This is a genomic window from Pediococcus sp. EKM201D, assembly GCF_011800215.1.
Lineage (GTDB): Bacteria > Bacillota > Bacilli > Lactobacillales > Lactobacillaceae > Pediococcus > Pediococcus pentosaceus.
In genome coordinates this window covers 1-19864 of sequence record NZ_JAALFK010000008.1, presented here as the reverse complement: position 1 = coordinate 19864, position 19864 = coordinate 1, and the positions used below count along the sequence as shown (strand labels likewise).

Annotated in this window: 22 protein-coding genes and 1 pseudogene; 15 read left to right on the top strand and 8 right to left on the bottom strand. The window is 37.3% G+C overall.

Annotated features, from left to right (window positions below; translation table 11 throughout):
- Position 1 precedes the first annotated feature (1 nt).
- Entirely contained in the window at positions 2 to 1234 is a 1233-nt protein-coding gene (locus tag HFC68_RS09150; protein ID WP_011672964.1) for a hydroxymethylglutaryl-CoA reductase, degradative, read from the top strand.
- Positions 1221 to 2177 (top strand): hypothetical protein, encoded by a 957-nt coding sequence (locus tag HFC68_RS09145; RefSeq protein ID WP_002832674.1) that lies wholly within the window; start codon positions 1221 to 1223, stop codon positions 2175 to 2177. The genes HFC68_RS09150 and HFC68_RS09145 overlap by 14 nt, the downstream gene beginning before the upstream one ends.
- Before the next feature lie 49 nt (positions 2178 to 2226).
- Here HFC68_RS09145 and HFC68_RS09140 read toward each other — a convergent pair whose 3' ends face one another.
- The 3 genes from HFC68_RS09140 to HFC68_RS09130 all read right to left on the bottom strand — a co-directional run bounded on the left by HFC68_RS09140 (position 2227) and on the right by HFC68_RS09130 (position 3780).
- A complete protein-coding gene (locus HFC68_RS09140) occupies positions 2227 to 2634 on the bottom strand; it encodes a hypothetical protein (RefSeq protein WP_011672965.1) in 408 nt (135 codons plus the stop codon).
- Between the two features lie 68 nt (positions 2635 to 2702).
- Entirely contained in the window at positions 2703 to 3527 is an 825-nt protein-coding gene (locus HFC68_RS09135) for a helix-turn-helix transcriptional regulator (RefSeq protein WP_002832676.1), read from the bottom strand.
- Between the two features lie 64 nt (positions 3528 to 3591).
- Positions 3592 to 3780, bottom strand: coding sequence for a PspC domain-containing protein (locus HFC68_RS09130; protein WP_002832677.1), 189 nt, complete (start codon positions 3778 to 3780; stop codon positions 3592 to 3594).
- A 144-nt stretch (positions 3781 to 3924) separates the two neighbouring features.
- Between HFC68_RS09130 and HFC68_RS09125 the strand changes: the two genes are divergently transcribed.
- The 12 genes from HFC68_RS09125 (at position 3925) to HFC68_RS09070 (ending at position 14477) form a co-directional block, all read left to right on the top strand.
- Positions 3925 to 4590: a hypothetical protein gene (locus HFC68_RS09125; RefSeq protein WP_011672967.1), complete on the top strand. Its 666-nt coding sequence runs from the start codon at positions 3925 to 3927 to the stop codon at positions 4588 to 4590.
- Positions 4591 to 4658: 68 nt separating this feature from the next.
- The gene (locus tag HFC68_RS09120; RefSeq protein WP_011672968.1) at positions 4659 to 5507 is read left to right on the top strand and encodes a DUF72 domain-containing protein; all 849 of its coding nucleotides are present in this window, start codon (positions 4659 to 4661) and stop codon (positions 5505 to 5507) included.
- A 98-nt stretch (positions 5508 to 5605) separates the two neighbouring features.
- Entirely contained in the window at positions 5606 to 7627 is a 2022-nt protein-coding gene (gene metG, locus HFC68_RS09115; RefSeq protein WP_011672969.1) for a methionine--tRNA ligase, read from the top strand.
- Between the two features lie 75 nt (positions 7628 to 7702).
- Complete coding sequence (locus tag HFC68_RS09110; RefSeq protein WP_011672970.1) at positions 7703 to 8485, top strand: TatD family hydrolase; 783 nt, start codon at positions 7703 to 7705, stop codon at positions 8483 to 8485.
- Positions 8472 to 9032, top strand: coding sequence for a ribonuclease M5 (gene rnmV / locus HFC68_RS09105; protein ID WP_002832682.1), 561 nt, complete (start codon positions 8472 to 8474; stop codon positions 9030 to 9032). The genes HFC68_RS09110 and rnmV overlap by 14 nt, the downstream gene beginning before the upstream one ends.
- On the top strand, positions 9025 to 9918 hold the full coding sequence (rsmA, locus tag HFC68_RS09100; RefSeq protein WP_011672971.1) for a 16S rRNA (adenine(1518)-N(6)/adenine(1519)-N(6))-dimethyltransferase RsmA: 894 nt from the start codon (positions 9025 to 9027) through the stop codon (positions 9916 to 9918). The genes rnmV and rsmA overlap by 8 nt, the downstream gene beginning before the upstream one ends.
- Before the next feature lie 126 nt (positions 9919 to 10044).
- On the top strand, positions 10045 to 10347 hold the full coding sequence (locus HFC68_RS09095) for a Veg family protein (protein WP_002832686.1): 303 nt from the start codon (positions 10045 to 10047) through the stop codon (positions 10345 to 10347).
- Between the two features lie 117 nt (positions 10348 to 10464).
- The gene (gene ispE / locus HFC68_RS09090; protein WP_002832687.1) at positions 10465 to 11316 is read left to right on the top strand and encodes a 4-(cytidine 5'-diphospho)-2-C-methyl-D-erythritol kinase; all 852 of its coding nucleotides are present in this window, start codon (positions 10465 to 10467) and stop codon (positions 11314 to 11316) included.
- A gap of 9 nt (positions 11317 to 11325) precedes the next feature.
- Complete coding sequence (locus tag HFC68_RS09085; RefSeq protein WP_002832688.1) at positions 11326 to 11838, top strand: TetR/AcrR family transcriptional regulator; 513 nt, start codon at positions 11326 to 11328, stop codon at positions 11836 to 11838.
- A 108-nt stretch (positions 11839 to 11946) separates the two neighbouring features.
- Positions 11947 to 12420 (top strand): universal stress protein, encoded by a 474-nt coding sequence (locus HFC68_RS09080; RefSeq protein ID WP_002832689.1) that lies wholly within the window; start codon positions 11947 to 11949, stop codon positions 12418 to 12420.
- 28 nt (positions 12421 to 12448) lie between these two features.
- The gene (locus tag HFC68_RS09075) at positions 12449 to 12898 is read left to right on the top strand and encodes a universal stress protein (protein WP_002832690.1); all 450 of its coding nucleotides are present in this window, start codon (positions 12449 to 12451) and stop codon (positions 12896 to 12898) included.
- Between the two features lie 139 nt (positions 12899 to 13037).
- A complete protein-coding gene (locus HFC68_RS09070; RefSeq protein ID WP_011672972.1) occupies positions 13038 to 14477 on the top strand; it encodes a DHA2 family efflux MFS transporter permease subunit in 1440 nt (479 codons plus the stop codon).
- A gap of 62 nt (positions 14478 to 14539) precedes the next feature.
- On the opposite strand, the gene HFC68_RS09065 is transcribed toward HFC68_RS09070, so the two are convergent.
- The 5 genes from HFC68_RS09065 to HFC68_RS09045 all read right to left on the bottom strand — a co-directional run bounded on the left by HFC68_RS09065 (position 14540) and on the right by HFC68_RS09045 (position 19594).
- Positions 14540 to 15709, bottom strand: coding sequence for an iron-containing alcohol dehydrogenase (locus tag HFC68_RS09065; RefSeq protein WP_011672973.1), 1170 nt, complete (start codon positions 15707 to 15709; stop codon positions 14540 to 14542).
- Between the two features lie 190 nt (positions 15710 to 15899).
- Positions 15900 to 16658: an ABC transporter ATP-binding protein gene (locus HFC68_RS09060; protein WP_011672974.1), complete on the bottom strand. Its 759-nt coding sequence runs from the start codon at positions 16656 to 16658 to the stop codon at positions 15900 to 15902.
- A gap of 1 nt (position 16659) precedes the next feature.
- Positions 16660 to 17571: an ABC transporter permease gene (locus tag HFC68_RS09055; protein ID WP_011672975.1), complete on the bottom strand. Its 912-nt coding sequence runs from the start codon at positions 17569 to 17571 to the stop codon at positions 16660 to 16662.
- The gene (gene trpX / locus HFC68_RS09050) at positions 17568 to 18563 is read right to left on the bottom strand and encodes a tryptophan ABC transporter substrate-binding protein (RefSeq protein WP_011672976.1); all 996 of its coding nucleotides are present in this window, start codon (positions 18561 to 18563) and stop codon (positions 17568 to 17570) included. Before trpX ends, HFC68_RS09055 begins: the two co-directional genes overlap by 4 nt.
- 335 nt (positions 18564 to 18898) lie before the next feature.
- Entirely contained in the window at positions 18899 to 19594 is a 696-nt protein-coding gene (locus HFC68_RS09045) for a GntR family transcriptional regulator (RefSeq protein WP_002832705.1), read from the bottom strand.
- A gap of 166 nt (positions 19595 to 19760) precedes the next feature.
- On the opposite strand from HFC68_RS09045, the pseudogene HFC68_RS09040 reads away from it, so the two are divergent.
- Positions 19761 to 19864: pseudogene (locus HFC68_RS09040) on the top strand (PTS sugar transporter subunit IIB); the annotation flags it as partial.

Genomic DNA, 19864 nt, shown 5'->3' with positions numbered 1-19864 from the left:
AATGATAGAAGGCTACCACAAATTAACGCGTCAACAGCAACTCGAGCAATTAGCGCAGGAAACTGACGTTGATTTGTCTGAACTAACTGAATTAGCTATGGACTCAATTCATCAACAACAAATTGAAAATTATCTGACTGATTTTAATTTACCAGAAGGAATCGCAGTTAATTTAGTAGTTAACGGTCAAGCTTATGTAGTTCCCATGGTAACCGAAGAACCGTCAGTAATAGCGGCGGCTAGTTATGGAGCTAAAATGGTCCAGCGAGCCGGAGGATTTTCGGCGAATAGTAGACGGATAATGTTGGGCCAGTTATTAATTAGCAGTGCGCAACCAGCCCCCATAATCGATTATGTAAAAAAACAAAAATCACATTTATTGAAGGTCGCTAATGCAGCCCACCCTTCGATGCAAGCTCGTGGAGGTGGCGCAAAAAATCTACGCATTCGGCAGTTAACCGCCACGAAACTGTCAGTTGATTTAATGGTTGATACGCGCGAAGCCATGGGAGCGAATACGATTAATTCCATGGTAGAGGCTGTTAAGAAAGATTTAGTAACACAACAAATCGATGTTGATATGGCAATATTATCTAATTTAGCTGACCAAGCTCTGACAGAAGTTACGTGTCAAATTCCAGTCAACCAACTGGGAGTAGAAGTGGCTAAAAAGATTAGTTTAGCTAGTGATTATGCACAAATTGACCCATATCGGGCAGCAACGCACAATAAAGGGATTATGAATGGAATTGATGCGGTTGTAATGGCATCTGGTAACGATTGGCGAGCCATTGAGAGCGGAGCCCACGCTTATGCTGCTCAAAATGGTCAATATCAAGGACTTAGTACGTGGGATGTAGTTGGTGATCAACTAGTTGGCAGAATGGAATTACCATTACCAGTGGCAACCGTTGGTGGTTCGATTGGGATTAATACTCAAGCTCAGCTGAACTTAAAATTAATGCAAATTAAGAACGCTAAACAATTGGCGGAAGTAATTGCTGCGATTGGTTTAGCTCAGAATCTGGCCGCTTTGAGAGCTATTGTGTCAGAGGGAATTCAATCAGGACATATGCGACTACAGGCTAAATCACTTTTAATAGAACACGGAGCGACTCAAGCAGAGCTAGGAGATGCGGTTAACCGATTAGTCCAAGCTGAAAGAATTGATGCCAAAAATGCCCAACAAATTATTAAACAGCTAAGAAAGAAGGATAATGATGAGCAAAGTTGAAGTAAATGATACAGTAAAATCGCTTCTTGAAGAAGTTAATGCAAGTTTTCCAGGAGAAGTACGGATTGGTTTTGGTGAAGAACAGGCCGGTTTTGTGCGTCACGACCAAGCCCAGCAATTTGTTGAAGAAGGTAAGATGTTAATCAAGGTCAATGATATTACGGCACCTAATTACACTGCTTCCCATGAGTTAATTCACATGTTAATGATTTTGAAAGGTTTTCCACAACTTTATTTCCAATTATCAACAGGGGAAAAAGATACGGATAATCAATTGATGTTTTTGATTACTGAGCTTTACGATGTAATCGCCCACGAAGTTGTCGTCAAAGAACAACGTCGGCATTATTTAATCGATGATGAGGTGGAAGAAGCTTTCTTTAAAGGGATTGAAGATGCCGTAGAGGCTGAGGATGCTGGTAAAGTTGACGGATTTAGTACTATTCGTCTAATAATGATGATGGATGCCATTACGTTCTATGGAAATGGTTTAGCGAACTTTGAAACGCGGTTGATGGATGCTTTTCCAACAACCTACCAAGCTGCTAAAAAAATTATGCAAGAACTTGACCAACGGACCATCAGTAATCCGTTTGATTTCCGTCGAAAAGTAGTCAAAGCTTTCGAATTAATTGATACTCAATTAAAAGAATGGGATTTACCAGAAATTCATGCGATGGAATTTGCGACATTGGGAAGTGTATTTAGTGAACGTCAACTTCGTTTATCAGTTAAACAATTATTCCAAATCTTCCATTCAGATTTACATGAAAAAGCTCAAGATACACGTGGATTTGTTGGTTTAGGAATTAGCGACCAACAAAACGCCTTTGTGGTACCAACACCTAAAGATATGCCAAGTGACGAATACTTCCGTGAATTATATGCAAAGAATGTTAAAGACTTCTTTGAAGAAATGAAGATGCCTTATACTATTAGATAAAATAAAAATCCTGGACTAAAGTAATTTTAGTTACAGGATTTTTTGTTAGTTATGAAATTGCGATTAATCTTTCTAAACTAGACAGGTTTTCATGAAAGGCATGTTTAGCAATAGGGGCCAAGAGAGTCAACGGTAGTTTTGTTAAAGTCTCGTCCACTAATAAAGTTTGTTCGACCAAGGTTCTGTCGTCTTTGTTAGTTAAATCAAAGTGTAATTCATATTCTAAACGTCCACCAGTGCTAGTGTAAATGATAGAGTTATCCTGACTAGTAACCGAAATTTTTTCAAAATTATTTAATGCAGATGAGGAACGTGAGATTAAAAAATAATCGTCCTTAGGTGATACAGAGTTAATGTCAGGTACCCATTTGGAAAGATTTTGTGGACTTTTTAAAATTGTGGATAATCTTTCTAGATTAGATTGGATGAAGATAGTATTAGTAAATAATTTTTTCAAAGTAAAAACCTCCTTTATTTGGTAACTTAAGCATAGAAGGTTGGATAATTTTTGAAAAATAAGAGTTCTTATATTTTGAAATCCTGATAGGGACGTTCATTAAATAATTCTGTAAAAATTTTAGAACGTTGGGTGGCTTCATTTTGGAGATTAAGGTTGTTGGTTTTAGAAGCTACTTTAGCAAGTAAATAATACAAATTTGCTAACATGTAATGTGAATCATGATTTGTAATAAAACTGAGCCCATTTTCGATTGTATGTGTGCATTCTAAAAAATTCTGTTGATGATAGGCATTAAAAGCTTGTAAATAAAATAAAATATTTAGATTTGGATGGTAAATATTATCTTGAAGATTTTTGAGAGACTGCTGTAAATATACATCACCTGATGAAGAAGTATGTAAATTTAAAATTAAACCCAACGTACCTAAACATAAACGCCTAAGGACGCTTTGTTTAGAAGACTCTGAAGCAAGTGCCAATTTTAAATGTTGAACTGCATGTGTTACATCAAGTTTAAGTTGAAATTCTGAAATTGCTAAATAATAGTAATATGATTGAATTTGTGAAGGAGTGGTTAATGAATTTAAAGTTGAATCTTGGTGGAGTAGTTCAAATAATAGTTGATATTGGTGTTGGTTACATAAAAAATTTAATTTTTGGTTCAGTTTTTTATCATTACTGATTGCATAATTTTCAGCAAGGTTTAGCTGTTCTAAACTGATCGAAAGACGTTGGCAAAGAGCAATTATCAGTTGAGCATTTGGAATGTATTTATTATGCTCTAGAGATGAAAGCATAGCTTGAGAGCAAATACCATCAGCAACCGCTTTTTGAGTTAGTCCTTGTGATTGACGTGTTTGTTTTAAAATATTACCAATTGTGATTTTCATCTTAATAACCCCAATCAAAATAAAAACCAGATGCCAGTTCAATGCATCCAGTTAAAAGTAAGAATTACCTTTCAGGCATTACCATCATGGCTACAATGTAGAGGATTAACCCTGGGAAAAAACCGGTAAAGAGGGTTACGGCAGTGTAAATAATTCGTAAGAGCGTTGTATCAAAATCGTACGCTTCAGCGAATCCACCAATCACACCTGAAAGAACTTTATCGTTTCTGGATTTATACAATTTGTTTCTCATAATTCCCACCCCTTTTCATTTGTTCTCATTATATAACAGTTCGTGGATTAAAGGGAATTATGACGAATCAATCTAGATAGGAGAGCTATTAAATGGTAGAATTGAAATTACTTATGTACTTATACTATGGAGATTTTAAATACTATGAATGAAAAAGGATGGAATCGAACAGCTAATATTGCTGGAATTCTCTCATTAGTTTCAATTGGGTTATTCTTATTTAAATTATTAACAGGTAGCATTAATTTTTGGACAATTTTATTTTTCTCGTTAATTGTGGCAGGAGCGGTTTCCTACGCACTAATCCATATGCTATTAAATGTTCGTAAATTAACGCCTGCTGAAGAATCGGTAGTCAATCAAGTTTCTGATACAAAAGAATTTGTGGGCTTCTTTTTTAGTACTTTGATAATGCTAGCATCAGGTATTGGATTTGAATTTTTTAGTGGAAAACCTTCTGGAAAGGTAGCAGGGACTTTCTTGTTCGTCTATACGGTTACTGCCGCCTTAGTTAAGGTTTATGATATCTATCGTTTGACCATTGCAAAGCAAAAGCATGTCCAATTGGTTAATACTTTTGCATATCGGCGTCTATCCCAGGCTGAAAAAATTGGATTGGTGATATTTTTAATTGGATTACTTGGAATGTTACTAGTACCACCCATGATCTTATTATGTTACTTAGGCTTGATGGTTTTCTTAATCCGTTTAGTATCTAATCGAGTGGAAGGCCGCATCATTGATTTGTTTTTAATGCGTGTTAACATTGCTATGATTATTATTTCAGCAATATTAGTGTTTTTTAAATAAAAATAAATTAGACTGGAATCAAATCAGATGATTTGAATTTCAGTTTTTTTAATTAATGGGGGGATTTTATGATTCAGATTGGACTAAGTACTTGGGCCGATCATCCAGCTTTATCGGTTGAAGGTAAACCTAAATCAACGCTAGAAGAATATGTAGGCCACTTTCCGATTGTGGAAGTGGACAGTTCTTTTTATGCTATTCCATCGTTGTCCAATGTCGTCAATTGGCAACATCAAGTCCCAGATAATTTTAAATTCATCTTTAAAGCTTCTCGGGTTATGACCCTCCACGACGGCGTTGATGGGGATGAATATTTAACACCAGAACGACGAATAGAATTTACTAACTTTAAAAAGGTAATGCAGCCTTTAATCCAAAATGGACAGTTGGAATCTGTATTATTCCAATTTCCACCTTCGTTTCGATGTGATTTGACTAATATCCGCTACTTATTTGAAATTCGCCAAATGATGGATCGAATTCCGATTAGTGTTGAGTTCAGAAATCCCAGTTGGTTCATAGAGGCAGTCGAATCGGACACTTTATCATATTTGGAGCGCCTTAAAATGATAAATGTAATTGTCGATGAGCCGTTTGACGGCAACCAAGGGATGCCTTTGGTACTTCAAGTGACTAGTGCTAAAAAAGCCATGTTTCGTTTGCACGGACGTAATGCTCAGGGATGGTTTACGAGTGGCAAAGAATGGCGGAAAGAACGCACTAATTATCGTTATTCTACGGATGAATTAACGGAGTTAGCACAGTGGGTTAAGGCAGTATCTGAACGAGTTGAAGAAGTAACCATTATTTTCAATAATAATGGAAACCATGATGCTGTCGATAATGCGAAAGAGTTGCAAAAAATCTTAGGAATTCGCTTTGAGGGTCTAGGTCCAGTTCAGATGGATTTGTTTTGATTAATAAATCGTTATTTTCGTTAAAGAGACGGGTTTTTGACGCTATAAAATATGATACAATTACAATTAATTAACTTGACTAGAATAGAGGAACCATAATGGCAGAAAATAACACATACTATATTACTACGCCGATTTATTACCCATCGGGAAAACTTCATATCGGTAATTCTTATACAACAATTGCTTGTGATGCTGAAGCTCGCTTTCAACGTTTAGAAGGAAAGGACGTTTTCTTCTTAACTGGAACAGACGAACACGGTTTAAAAATCGAACAAAAAGCTGAAGCTTTAAACACTACTCCTAAAGCATATGTTGACGGCATGGCAGAGGATATCAAAAAACTTTGGGATTTACTTGAAATTACTAATGATAAGTTCATCCGTACCACAGATGATTATCATGAAAAAGCTGTTCAAAAGATTTTTCAAAAATTATTAGATCAAGGCGATATCTACCTTGGTGAATACGAAGGTTGGTATTCAGTTTCTGATGAAGAATACTTTACTGAATCTCAATTAGCTGAAGTTTACCGTGATGCTGACGGCAACGTAACTGGTGGAAAGGCTCCTTCTGGAAACGAAGTCGAATTAGTTAAGGAAGAATCTTACTTCTTTAAGATGAGCAAATATGCCGATTGGTTATTAGATTACTACCAAACTCATCCTAATTTTATTCAACCGGCAAGCCGAATGAATGAAATGATTAATAACTTTATCAAACCTGGTCTAGAAGATCTTGCGGTTACACGAACTGGTTTTAAGTGGGGAGTTCCAATTAAAAATGACCCTAAACATGTCATTTACGTGTGGATTGATGCGTTGTCTAACTATATTACCGCATTGGGTTATAGCAGTGACGAAGATGGTAACTTTAAGAAATTCTGGCCTGCCAATGTTCATATGGTTGGAAAAGAAATTGTCCGTTTTCATACAATTTACTGGCCAATTATGTTGCACGCCTTAGGCCTCGAACAACCCGACCAAATTTATGGTCACGGTTGGTTATTGATGAAGGACAGTAAAATGTCTAAGTCAAAGGGTAATGTTATTTACCCTGAAACGATTGTTAAAAACTATGGTTTGGATGCTTTACGCTACTACTTATTGAAAGCTATGCCTTACGGAAATGATGGTAACTTTACTCCGGAAGATTTTATTTCAAAAATTAACTTTGATTTAGCCAATGATTTAGGTAATCTTTTGAATCGTACGGTAGCGATGATTAACAAGTATGAAGGCGGCGTTATTCCAACTTTCCAAAGTGGCGTTAATGACGTTGATGTAGATTTGGAAACCACAGCTGCTACGACAATTAAGAACTATGAAGACTTAATGAACAACCTTCATTTTGCAGATGCTTTAGCTGAAATTTGGAAATTAGTTGCGCGTACAAACAAGTATATTGATGAAACTACGCCTTGGATTCTTGCACGAAATGATGACGACGAATCTAAACAAAAATTAGCAAGTGTCATGAATCATTTGGCTGAAAGTTTGCGTGTAATTGCAATCTTGATCCAACCGATGATGACTCAGTCACCAGCTAAAATCTTTGCACAATTGGGCTTGGATGTTAACCAACTTGAACTTCAAGGTTTGAAGTTTGGTGAAATTCCTGCTGATACAAAGGTCGTGGAAAAGGGAACTCCAATTTTCCCTCGTTTGGATGTTGAAAAAGAAGTTGAGTTCCTTAAAAACCAAATGACTCAATCAGACAAGAAAAAAGGGCGAGCTGCAATGGCTGAAGCTAACCAGAAAAAGGCTGAAGCTGTGGCAACAGACCAGAAAAAAGAAATTCGGATCGAAGCTTTTGATAAGGTAGAACTTCGAGTAGCTGAAGTTCTTGAAGCAGGTCCAGTAAAGGGTGCTGACAAGTTATTGAAGTTTAAGTTAGATGCTGGTGATGAAGAACCACGCCAAATTCTTTCGGGAATTGCTCAATCATATCCTGATCCAAGCGTTTTAGTAGGTAAAAAAGTTGTGATTGTTGCTAACTTGAAACCACGTAAGATGCGTGGGGAAATGAGTCAAGGAATGATTTTATCAACTGAACATGACGACCAAGTAAAAGTCGTGATGGTCGACGACCAACACCAAAACGGCGATGTTTTAGGTTAAAAAGATTTAACACAATGGGACTGGTGATGAAACAGGTGTTTTGTCCCAGCCCTTTTTATATTCAAGGAGGCAAAAATGCATATTTTTGATTCACACACGCATTTAAATGATGATGCTTTTTGGGGCAACGAACAAAAGTATATTGAGCATGCCCAAAAACTAGGTGTCATAGCGACTGCTCAAGTTGGTTCCAATACGGTTCTAAATGAACGAGCTATTCAGTTAGCCGAAAAATATCCTCATACCTATGCCATTGTGGGGTGGCATCCAGAGGACGCTAAAGATTTTCACGAAGCTGAACGAATAAAACTATTAGAACAGCTCCAAAACCCGAAAGTGGTAGCCTTGGGTGAAATTGGATTGGATTACCATTGGGATATTTCGCCTCAAAAGGTTCAGCGTCAAGTTTTTGAAGAACAACTTCAAATAGCTATCGAGCAAAATTTACCAATTTCAATTCACAATCGGGATGCTACAGAAGATACTTATGCGATTTTAAAAAATGCTGGTGTGGATAAAATCAAGGGAGTTATGCATAGTTTTAATGGCGATGTGGAATGGATGGAAAAGTTCTTGGATATCGGGCTTAACATTTCATTTAGTGGAGTGGCAAGTTTCAAAAAAACTAAAATAGTCCATGAGGCAGTTCGCCAAGTGCCTTTAGATCGTATTATGGTTGAAACTGACGCTCCATATCTAGCGCCAGAACCACTCCGTGGAAAACAAAATGAACCGGCTTTTTCACTATATGTTCTGGAGGCCTTAGCTCGGCATCGCGATATGGCACCTGATCAATTAGCCGAAATAACTTTTGATAATACTTGTAAATTATATGGGATTAAAAATGAAGAAAATTAAAGAAGTCATTGTAGTAGAAGGAAAAGATGATACTAAAAGAATCAACCTAGCTGTCAACGCTGATACCTTGGAAACTAGGGGATCAGCGTTATCTGATGAAACCATCGAACAAATTCGCCAATTGCAAGAGAGTCGCGGAGTAATTGTGTTTACAGATCCAGATTTCTCTGGCGAAAAGATTCGTAAAACTATTTCAGCCGAAGTTCCTAACGTTAAGCATGCTTTTTTGAAACGAAAAGATGCTGTTCCGGATCATAAGGGAAGCTTAGGAGTCGAACATGCCACTCCGGAGGTAATCCGCCAATCACTTGAGCATCTTTACACGGAAGATGAAGATGCTGCACCGCAAATTACTCAGAGTGATTTGATTGATGCTGGATTAATTGCGGGTTCAGCGGCAAAACAACGGCGAATTCGTTTGGGAGATTTACTAGGGATTGGATACGTAAATGCCAAACAACTACCTAAAAGGTTACAACTGTTCCAAGTTGAAAAATCAGATTTTAATCATGCTGTAGAACAAATTAATGGAGGAATTAATGAATAATCAAATGGATATTGGTAATCCAACTCGAACTCGAGCTATCTTAGAAAAATATGGATTATCAGCTAAGAAAAGTCTAGGACAAAACTTTCTGACTGACCCTAACGTACTTTTAAATATTGTGGATGCTGCGGAAGTATCTCCTGAGGATGACGTGATTGAAGTTGGACCCGGAATTGGTAGTTTAACTGAACAAATTGCCAAACGTGCTCATCATGTCTTAGCATTTGAAATTGATCGTAATCTAATGAACGTCCTAGATGAAACCCTTAGCCCTTACGATAATATCACGGTGGTTAATCAAGACGTTTTAAAAGCAAATGTAAACGAAGAAGTCGAAAATCATTTAGACGGAAAACGTCGTTTGAAATTGGTAGCTAACTTACCATATTACATTACAACCCCCATTTTAAAGACATTTATGGCTAGTACCCTGCCCATCGATAAAATGGTCGTTATGATGCAAAAAGAGGTCGCAGAACGCCTTACAGCCCAACCTGGCGACAAAGAATATGGTTCCTTATCAGTAGTGGTTCAATATCGAATGAATACGCAAATTGAATTTGATGTTTCTTCTAAGGTATTTGTGCCGCGTCCTAAGGTCGATTCAGCCATCGTGAGTCTTACGCCTCGTGCTGGCTGGGAAGTAATGCCAGAAGACGACAAAGACTTCTTTAAGACGGTTCACGGATGCTTTATGCACCGTCGTAAAAATATTTGGAACAATATGCAGGGACTTTATGGTAAAGAACCGGAAATCAAAGCTAAAATCCAAAATGTTTTGGATGATTTAGGTATTGATCCACAAGTGCGACCAGAGCGATTAACCGTGCTGGATTTCATTAAATTGCACAATCGGATTCAAATTGAAGGTCTTAAACGAAAATAATCCGTTTTCATGGGCTTGAAGCATAAAAAAATGAAATGTAAAGCGTTGATATTAAATTGTACGTGTGGTAAAATTGCAAACTTTGTGAAACTATGATAGAATGTTTCACATGGGAAGGTGAAGTTAATGCCAAACACACTAGCTACAATTAAGGATAAACTCGATGGTCGCATCGGGGAAGAATTACTGGTGGTTGCTCAAATCGGACGTAAAAAGATTACTAAGCGTCGTGGCCGCCTGCATATGACATATCCAGCCGTTTTCGTAGTAGATTTGGATCAAGACGAGAACTCCTTCGAACGTGTGTCATACAGTTACACGGATATTTTGACAAGAAACATCGAAGTTAACTTTGATGATGAAATCGACCAAGCTGAGCTGTCAATTGAGCTTGATGATGATGACGTTGAAGAATTTGATGAAGACTAATATCTAATTAAATTGGCGATAGTTGGGGCATTTAAGCTTTTATGACTATTAGCCTTTTTTATTTTTACCATTTTTTAGTATAATTTAGGTTAAAAGCAAACGAAACAGGTGAAGTAGATGGAAATCACCGAGAAAGCTCCAGCCAAGTTAAACCTATTTTTGGATACGCCGTTTAATCATCCTGATGGATTACCAGAATGGAACATGATTATGACCTCGGTCGATTTAGCGGATTATGTAAAAATCGAAAGTATTCCTGGTAAAATGGGAATTAAAGTTCGAACGAATACCGGTTTTTTACCTAACGATAGTCGTAATTTGGCGTATCAAGCTGCCCGGATTTTACAAGAAAAATATCACGTACGTGCCAAAGTAATTATAGAAATACGTAAACACATTCCGGTTGCAGCTGGATTAGGCGGAGGTTCGTCTGATGCTGCTGCCGTTTTACGAGGATTAAATAAACTATGGAATCTTGAGCTTAGCTTAGAAGTATTAGCTAAAATTGGTTTAGAAATTGATTCCGATGTACCATTTTGTGTATATAGTCGCACGGCACATGTTTTGGGAAAAGGTGAAAAAGTAATTCCTTTAAAAAAATTACCTCCTATGTGGGTGGTGATTGCCAAACCGAAACTTAGTGTGTCGACGCCGTATATCCTTAGTAAAATCGAACACAAAGAGCTCCAACATTCTAATATTGAATCAATTTTAGATGCAATTGAGCGTGAAGATTATACAGACATTTGTCGTTATATGGGCAATGTTTTAGAGCAAGTAACCGGAAAAGAACATCCGGAAGTTTTAAAAATTAAAAATCGAATTAAACAATACGGGGCAGATGCAGCTCAAATGAGTGGGACTGGACCAACGGTGTTTGGAGTTGCGTCAAAATCAAGCCGAGCCAAGCACATCGTAAATAGCTTGAAGGGCTTTTGTCATGAAGTATATTTAGTTCGAATTTTGTGAGGTATAATAATGGCTAATCATGAAGCAACAAAACAGAAGATCATCGATGCACTATTTGAGTTGTTAAAAGATAATGACTTAGCCAGTATATCGGTAAGTAATATTTGTCAAACGGCGTCGGTATCTAGAATGTCGTATTACCGAAGCTTTAAAACTAAAGATCAGATTATTGATTATAAAATAGATCAAATTTTTACTGACTTCTTTAACTATCTGATGGTACGTCCTAATCATGATATTGGGACCTTTTTAGAAGCGTTTTTCTCAATCTGTCGGCGGAATGCTTCGTATATTGAAGCCCTAATTCATGCTGATTTAAATGATCGCTTGTATGATAAACTAAACTTTTATTTAACAGATTTAATTGAACAAGGAATCTTTAAACTTCGGACGGATATCCCAGTGATGTGGGTTAATTTTGTGGCTGGAGGACTAAACCAAATGGTTGTACAATGGATAAAAGATGGACTTGTGCAGACTAACCAAGAAATGGTAATGGTGGCTCACCGCTTCTTAAGATAATTTTAAATGAAAAGAGCGGGGACTCGCTTTTTTCTAAGGCATTATTGGTAGCGCTATCTTAAAAAATTTATTATAATGATAACAGAAACGTATAGAGGAGTAATGGATATGCTTGAATATAAGAAGATTTTAGTGCCAGTTGAAGGCTCTCCTAAGGGCGAATTAGCTTTGAAAAAAGCGATTTTTGTGGCGAAGCGTAACCATGCTCACTTAGATATTTTAACTGTAATTCAATCTTCACGGTTTTTAGATGTGTACGGACATATGGGCAGTAACATGGATTATGTTGAAGTATCCCTTCGTAGAGCTAAAGAGTATGTTGAAGATTTGAAGGACCAAATCAAACGTAAATATGATTTTGAAGATGTTGAGGTATATGTGGAAGCTGGCGATCCTAAGGCCATTATCGCTACTGAGATGCCTGAAAAGCTGGGAACAGATTTGATTATGATGGGGGCAACGGGTTTGAACGCTTTCCAACGAGCAATGATTGGTTCGGTAGCGGACTATGTTACAAGAGTTGCATTGATGGATGTTTTATTAGTTCGAACCGAGCTTGATAATCTACCATATTCAAAATGATAATAGGGATTAGCATGGAGGGAAAATCATGAGTTCAAGAGAATTTAATCCGAAAAGATTTAGTAAGATTTTGGTGGGGGTAGACGACTCCCCTGATGCGCAGTTGGCATTCCGTTTTGCAATGAATCGTGCTAAACAGGATGATTCTGAGTTAGATTTGGTTACGGTAATTGAAGAAAATGACATTAATATTTACCAAGCTTTAGATAAAAATTTCATTACGCAAAAGCGAACTGAATTGGAAAAACATCTCCAAAACTATCGAAAAATTGCCTTGGAATTTGGTATTAAAAAAGTACAAACATACATAGCAGAAGGCGAAGCCGGGGAAACTATTGTAAAAAATGTGATTCCTAGTGTTGATCCGGACTTGTTAGTAATTGGTTCATCTTCTAAAACAGGGATGGCCAAATATTTTGGTTCTCAAGCTTCGTATATGGCTAAACATGCCCCAATTTCTGTCTTAGTTGTTAGATAACTTTCAACAGGCATTCTTATCAGAAAGAGACCGTTTACAGAACGGCCTCTTTTTATTTTTCTCAAAAAAATACTTACGAAAATTTTTTCTTTTTGCTATAGTGAACAAGCTATGTTTTTGAAGAAAGAGGTATTTTTTAATGAATAATGAAGAAAAAAGCAACGGCATGACGCAAGCGCGAGTACCAGTTGAACATCCAATGTTGGTAATGGCGAGCATGTTGATTGGGGCCTTTGTGGGAATGTTTAGTGAGACATCTTTAAACATCGCTTTACCACAATTAATGGACAATTTACATGTGACGACGGGTACTATCCAATGGTTAGTTACGGGATACATGCTTGTGATTGGTGTAGTATTGCCCTTTTCTAGTTTAATATCAAAATGGTTTACAACTAGACAGATTATTATTTTTGGTTTATTAGCGTTTATTGTAGGTTCTGTTATTTCAGCTCTATCATCAACCTTTGCATTATTACTGGTTGGTCGAATGATTCAAGGAATCGCTACTGGTTTAATTTTACCTATGATGTTTACCGTAGCCATGTTAGTATTTCCACCTTATAAATTAGGTGCTGCAATGGGCATGTGTGCTTTGGTAATTATGTTTGCTCCAGCCATTGGACCGACATTGACAGGTATTATTTTAGCTAAGTTATCATGGAACTGGATTTTTTGGATGTTCGTTCCTTTCTTAGCAATTGCTTTGTTACTAGCTATTTTTGGATTAAAAAATGTTGGTGAACTTACTAAACCTAAAGTTGATGTAATTTCATTGATTGAATCAATTATCGGCTTCGCTAGTATAGTAACTGGTGTCAGTTTTGCTAGTGAAAAAGGCTGGGGTTCGCCAATCGTACTAGGTATCTTAGCACTTGGAATTATCGTTTTGGCATTTTATGTCAAACGTCAACTTTCGCTTGCTGAACCTGTCCTAAATTTAAAGATTTTTGCCATTCCTGCATTTAGAACTGGTGCAATCTTAGTTATGCTTGATTTTGGTATTATTTTATCAGCAATGTACTTATTACCAATGTACATTCAAAAAGGTTTATTATTACCAGTTGCACTAACTGGAATTATCATGCTTCCTGGTGGTGTAATTAATGCCGCTGTTTCAGCGGTTGCAGGACGTTTATACGACAAGATCGGTGCCAAAGCACCAATTCGTATTGGACTAGTGATTGCATTAATTGGTGCAATTATGTTGGTATGTACTACGGTAAATACTTCAATTGCTTATTTAATTATTGCTCATGTTATTTTGATGATTGGTTGTCCTTTGGCAATGTCACCAGCTCAAACATATGCTTTAAATTCGCTTGAAGGTCCCCAATCTGGTGACGGTAGTACGATCATGAATACCATGCAACAAATCGTTGGTGCGATTGCAACTGCTTTAGCAACAAGTTTATTAGGAATCGGACAAGTAGCTTATCAGAATCATTTTGGTAAAGGTCATTTGAATGCTGCCTTCACTAATGGTACACACTATGGTTTCTACTTTACGATTGCATTAATTATCGTAGGATTAATTCTTTCCTTTAGTGTTAAAAGTAATAAAAAAGTTGCCAAATAAATAAAAAAGATGAACGAGAATTCTGAATCAGAAATCTCAGTTCATCTTTTTTTGTTGAGTAATTATTTTGCGTCGTAAGCTTGTTGGAAAAGTTCCACAATTTGTTGCTTAGTAGCTTTGCGTGGGTTGGAGAAGGCATTGCCATCCTTCAAAGCATTTTCAGCCATTAGTTCGAAATCTTTAGGATCAGCACCCAAATCTTTGATACTTCTTGGAATACCAACATCGTCGTTAAGTTGTTGCATGGCATCAATAGCTTTATCAGCGGCAGCTCTAATGGAAAGGCCGTCGATATTTTCACCCATGGCGACAGCTAAGTCTGCGAAACGATCAGGGCAAGCAACTAAGTTGAAGCGTTCTACAATTGGTAATAGGATAGCACAGCAAACGCCATGAGGAGCGTCGTATTGTCCACCTAATTGATGGGCCATAGCATGTACGTAACCAAGATCGGCATTATTGAAAGCCATCCCTCCCAACATTTCAGCTTCTACCATCTTAGTTCTAGCTTCTAGGTTTTCACCGTTAGATACAGCTTCACGAAGGCTTTCTTCCACTAACTTGATAGCTTGGAGACATTGACCATCAGTAATATCGTTGCGGTTAGTAGAAACGTAAGGTTCAATGGCTTGGACAAATGTGTCCATCCCAGTTGCAGCAGTTAGAGCAGGTGGAACCCCGAGCATTAATTTTGGATCATTAAATGATACGAGGGGAACATTACGCCACGAAACCACTACGAACTTAAGATGCGTTTCTTCGTTGGTAATAACGCAGTGACGAGTTAATTCTGAAGCAGTTCCTGCAGTAGTATTAACCGCGATCAATGGTGGAAGTGCATTTTCGAGCGTTTCGATTCCAGCAAGTTTGGTGATATCGTCGCCATTCGTCAAAATAATACCAGTACCTTTTCCAGCATCATGAGCTGAACCACCACCAATAGTGATAATTCCATCACAGTCATTATCCAAATAAACTTGTTTTGCTTCTTGGATATTTCTAACTTTAGGATTAGGCTCTACTCCGTTGTAAATAACGTAATCGACACCCGCTTGATCAAGTGAACGAAGGGTTTGTTCAACGGGTCCATTTTCCATTTTTTCCAAAAATTTATCAGTAACGATCAATACTTTAGACATATTGACCATCTTAGCGCGGTCACCAATCTTTGCAATAACTCCAGAGCCAAAGAAGTTGACACTAGGCATAAGGAAATCAAAATTTTCTTTCATTTTAAACGCCTTCTTCTTATGTATTTTCTTACTTACGAGCTAATATTAACACGTAATGTATCCGTTTACAATCGTTGATATAATCGCAAGTTAAACGTTTTTATAGGGTTGAAAATAACTCCTATAAAGCATATACAATATGAACAAAAAAGCAAACAAACTCCTATGGAATTTGTTTGCTTAGTTAATATTAATAAATCATTAATTCATCAATATTAGTATTAGCTTTTGTAACGGCATCTAAGTCTTGAGTAATTCGTCCGTCTTTCATTACTAGTAATCGATTGCCATAGGTTACAGCATCAGAAAGTTGATGAGTAATCATGAGGGCAGTTAATTCGTCTTCAGTAACTCGAGTTTGCGTTGCTTCCATTAACTCGGCACTAGTCTTGGGATCCAGGGCAGCAGTATGTTCATCTAATAGTAAAATAGCTGGTTTCTTAATGGTAGCCATCAAGAAACTTAAGGCTTGTCTTTGACCACCAGATAGGTTATCAGTAGGTGTTTTAAGACGTTCGCTTAAACGGTTGGGCATCGTTGCAGTAATCTGCTTAAACTCAGCGAGATGCTGCTTTAAACGGCGTAATTTAAGGTTTCGGCGGCTGCCTCGTTTAGTAGCAAGTAAAAGATTTTCGGCTACCGTCATGCGAGGGGCAGTGCCAAGTTTTGGATCTTGAAAAACGCGACTAATAAATTTAGTTCTTTTTTCTTCAGACATATTAGAAACATCGTGACCATTTACCAAAATCTGTCCTTCATCGATGGGTTGATTACCGGCAATGACATTGAATAAAGTAGACTTTCCAGCACCGTTGGAACCCAAAAGGGTGATGAAGTCGTTCTTATAGACTTTTAGATTAATGTTTTTCAAAATTTGAATTTCTTCAGTCGTGTGGCGATTAACATAGACTGAAACATTTTTAAGTTCTAAAATAACAGGTCGTTCCATTTTAATCACGCTCCTTAGTTGGCATGGCTACCCCATGTTTTAAAATTCGGTCAAAATGAAATTTTTTCCGTAACGTTGGTAGCATTAAGCAGAGCGCTAAGACCAACGATGAGATAAGGTTTAAATCGTTAGTATTGAATCCAGCCTTGAGTACCAGTAGGAGGACGAAACGATAAATAATACTTCCACATACTACGGCTACTAAACGTTGATTCATGGTTAATTCGCCAAAAACTACTTCTCCAATAATAATGGAAGCCAAGCCAATTACGATAATTCCAATCCCCATATTAACATCTGCGTATCCATCACTTTGAGCGATGAGTGCACCAGATACTGCAATCATACCGTTTGAAACCATAAGTCCCATATTTTTCATTTGATCGGTATTGATCCCTAAGGATTTCGCCATTTTTTCATTATCACCTGTGGCAATAAAAGCTTGCCCAAGATTAGTTTGTAAAAAGAGGGCCAGTATAGCTACAACAATGGTAATGATGATCAGTCCGAGGACTACGCTATCAAAAAATTTAGGTAGTGACGCAAAGAATTGTCCACTGAATAAGGTTTGTTTTCCTAGGAGTGAAACGTTAGAAGTTCCCATAATCCGCAAATTAATGGAGTAGCAAGCCGTCATGACTAAAATTCCGGCTAATAGGATTGGAATACGGCCTTTGGTGTAAAGGAGGCCAGTAATTAGCCCAGCAAGCATACCAGCTAGAAAAGCAAGTAATGTCGCGGTCAGTGGATTGAGTCCGTTAGTGATGGCAGTAACGCTAACGGCTGCGCCAAGTGGAAAAGTTCCTTCAACCGTCATATCAGGAAAATCTAAAATTCTAAAGGTGAGAAATAGTCCTACCCCTAGAAGGCCCCAGAGTAGCCCTTGTCCAATAGAAGATGTGATTAAGTTCATTTAATTAACTCCCCTTTCTTTTGTGCTTCTTGCATTAAATCTTTAGGAATCTTGATACCTAGTTTTTGAGCTTGTTTAAGGTTAATAGTTAAATCACCATGCTTGATAAATTCAATGGGTGTCTGACTAATTTTTTCGCCGTTTAAGACGCGAGCAGCCATTTTACCAGTAAGGACTCCGAGTTGATATTGATTAACACTGTAGGTGGCAATTCCACCATCTTTAACCATAGAATCAACGGTTGGAAAGATGGGGACGTTGGCAGCATTAGCATTCTTAACGAGGGTTGACATAGCACCAGCGATCGTATTATCAGTAGGAACGAAGACAGCATCAACATTTTGAACCATATTTTGCGAAACTTGGTTTAAGTCATTCGAGTTTGAAATCGAATAAGCTTTAAGTTTAATTCCAGTCTTAGGTACCAACTGTTTGAATTTTTTAAATTGAGTAATTGCAGAATTATCACTAGATGTGTAGATAATTCCTAATGTTTTTAAATTTGGCATTAATTTTTGGATTAATTCTAATTGTTCTTCTAGTGGTGCTTGATCGGAAACTCCCGTGATGTTTTTTTCAGGGTGCTTTAAATTTTGTACCAAGGAAGCACTTCGTGGATCGGTAACTCCACTCATTAAAATGGGGGTAGTCGAAGTTGTATTAGCCAAGGAAATTGAGGCGGGAGTGGTAATCCCGATTGATAAATCAACTCCTTCATTTTCGAATTTTTCACTCATCGTCTTCAAGTTGCTTTGATTACCTTGAGCATTTTGATAATCAACTTTGAGATTTTTTCCGACTGTATAACCGGACTCTTTTAGACCAGCATAAACTCCCTTTTGAATTTGTTTTAACGCTGGCTGATCCATATATTGTAATAAACCAATGCGTTTAGTCTCATTTTGATGGTTCGAGGTATGCTTTTGTTCAGCAACAAATGCATATCCTAAAAAAATAAAAATAATGGCGATAAAGCTAAGCATTCTCTTCATAACAAGTTCCACTCCTCTAAATTTATAATAAAAAAAGGCAAGCCCATGGGGTTTGCCTAAAAAAAAGCCCACATGGATGTGTATAAAATCCATGCGGGCTTGTTGTTATCGTTTGTTCATCACAAATGAGCCGGCACAGATACGATCTGTCATTCAGGTCGTATCTTGCCTAGACAAAATTACAACCTAATTACCGGCTTTGCCAACCATTATTTACATGTGTTGAATGTAAAAGACTCATTTGTATTACCAACTTTCGAATTAATCTTCCATGAGTATATCTAAAATACTTTTCATTTGTCAACTAAAAATTTAATTTAAAATAATCCGTTGGTTTAGCTTTGATTAGAAGCGTGGAAATAAAATCGAATTTTGCGGTCTAAATAATAAGTTTTAGAGAAATTAAACAACACATTATTTTTACGATAATGTGATTGATATAAAACAATATATTTATCGCCTTGTGGAAGCCCAGTAATGAAAGCAGCTTCCGAAGTGAAAGATTCAATTCCAACGTATTGGTCGCTAGTATCGACGGATACACCATACTCATTTCTAATGAATTCTAATAAGGAATCATGCGCAGCTTCGATTGGTAAAAAGGGGACCTCTTCGCGTTCGTAATAAGCATATTCAAGAGTATATGCTTGACGATTACGAAAACGATAACGAATTACTCGATACAAATCGTCGCCGACTAAGCACCCAAATTCAGCTGCGAGAGCCTCATCAGCTACCACCCGATCGAAAGTGATAACGCGTGAGGTTAGTTTGAGATGATTGAAGCCTTCTGAAACTCCCATGGTTAGGTTAATGGTTTGATCAGCTCGTGGTCCAAAATCGTTGATATAGTAGCCACTACCTTGAACACGGCGAACGAGTCCCTTTTGACTAAGAATATCGACTGCTTTACGGATGGTATTACGACTAACATCATATTCTTGCATCAATTCGTATTCAGTTGGTAATTTTTCTTCAAATAGGTGATGTTTAATTTTGTCAATGAGATCATTTGCGATATTCGTATACAACGATGAACGCCTTCTTTCCTTATCAGTAACGCTGATTGATAACTTTTTAACGAATTTGAATTATTGGTACTTGTAAAATTTGTACCTACGTTTTATAATTCAATTGTATCGTAAGCGGTTTCATAGTCAACCGCCAAATTAAATAAAATTACAGGAGTGACTCATTATGGCTGAAAAAACAATTATGTTAGTATGTGCTGCAGGTATGTCAACAAGTTTATTAGTTTCGAAAATGCAAAAAGCCGCTGAAGCTGAAGGTGTAGATGCAGA

Coding starts and splice junctions, on each gene's coding strand:
- HFC68_RS09145 (WP_002832674.1), top strand. CDS start 1,221: ATGAGCAAAGTTGAAGTAAATGATACAGTAAAATCGCTTCTTGAAGAA.
- HFC68_RS09135 (WP_002832676.1), bottom strand. CDS start 3,527: ATGAAAATCACAATTGGTAATATTTTAAAACAAACACGTCAATCACAA.
- HFC68_RS09080 (WP_002832689.1), top strand. CDS start 11,947: ATGCTTGAATATAAGAAGATTTTAGTGCCAGTTGAAGGCTCTCCTAAG.
- metG (WP_011672969.1), top strand. CDS start 5,606: ATGGCAGAAAATAACACATACTATATTACTACGCCGATTTATTACCCA.
- HFC68_RS09125 (WP_011672967.1), top strand. CDS start 3,925: ATGAATGAAAAAGGATGGAATCGAACAGCTAATATTGCTGGAATTCTC.
- HFC68_RS09075 (WP_002832690.1), top strand. CDS start 12,449: ATGAGTTCAAGAGAATTTAATCCGAAAAGATTTAGTAAGATTTTGGTG.
- ispE (WP_002832687.1), top strand. CDS start 10,465: ATGGAAATCACCGAGAAAGCTCCAGCCAAGTTAAACCTATTTTTGGAT.
- HFC68_RS09070 (WP_011672972.1), top strand. CDS start 13,038: ATGAATAATGAAGAAAAAAGCAACGGCATGACGCAAGCGCGAGTACCA.
- trpX (WP_011672976.1), bottom strand. CDS start 18,563: ATGAAGAGAATGCTTAGCTTTATCGCCATTATTTTTATTTTTTTAGGA.
- HFC68_RS09095 (WP_002832686.1), top strand. CDS start 10,045: ATGCCAAACACACTAGCTACAATTAAGGATAAACTCGATGGTCGCATC.
- HFC68_RS09055 (WP_011672975.1), bottom strand. CDS start 17,571: ATGAACTTAATCACATCTTCTATTGGACAAGGGCTACTCTGGGGCCTT.
- HFC68_RS09065 (WP_011672973.1), bottom strand. CDS start 15,709: ATGAAAGAAAATTTTGATTTCCTTATGCCTAGTGTCAACTTCTTTGGC.
- HFC68_RS09130 (WP_002832677.1), bottom strand. CDS start 3,780: ATGAGAAACAAATTGTATAAATCCAGAAACGATAAAGTTCTTTCAGGT.
- HFC68_RS09150 (WP_011672964.1), top strand. CDS start 2: ATGATAGAAGGCTACCACAAATTAACGCGTCAACAGCAACTCGAGCAA.
- HFC68_RS09060 (WP_011672974.1), bottom strand. CDS start 16,658: ATGGAACGACCTGTTATTTTAGAACTTAAAAATGTTTCAGTCTATGTT.
- rsmA (WP_011672971.1), top strand. CDS start 9,025: ATGAATAATCAAATGGATATTGGTAATCCAACTCGAACTCGAGCTATC.
- HFC68_RS09085 (WP_002832688.1), top strand. CDS start 11,326: ATGGCTAATCATGAAGCAACAAAACAGAAGATCATCGATGCACTATTT.
- HFC68_RS09110 (WP_011672970.1), top strand. CDS start 7,703: ATGCATATTTTTGATTCACACACGCATTTAAATGATGATGCTTTTTGG.
- HFC68_RS09120 (WP_011672968.1), top strand. CDS start 4,659: ATGATTCAGATTGGACTAAGTACTTGGGCCGATCATCCAGCTTTATCG.
- rnmV (WP_002832682.1), top strand. CDS start 8,472: ATGAAGAAAATTAAAGAAGTCATTGTAGTAGAAGGAAAAGATGATACT.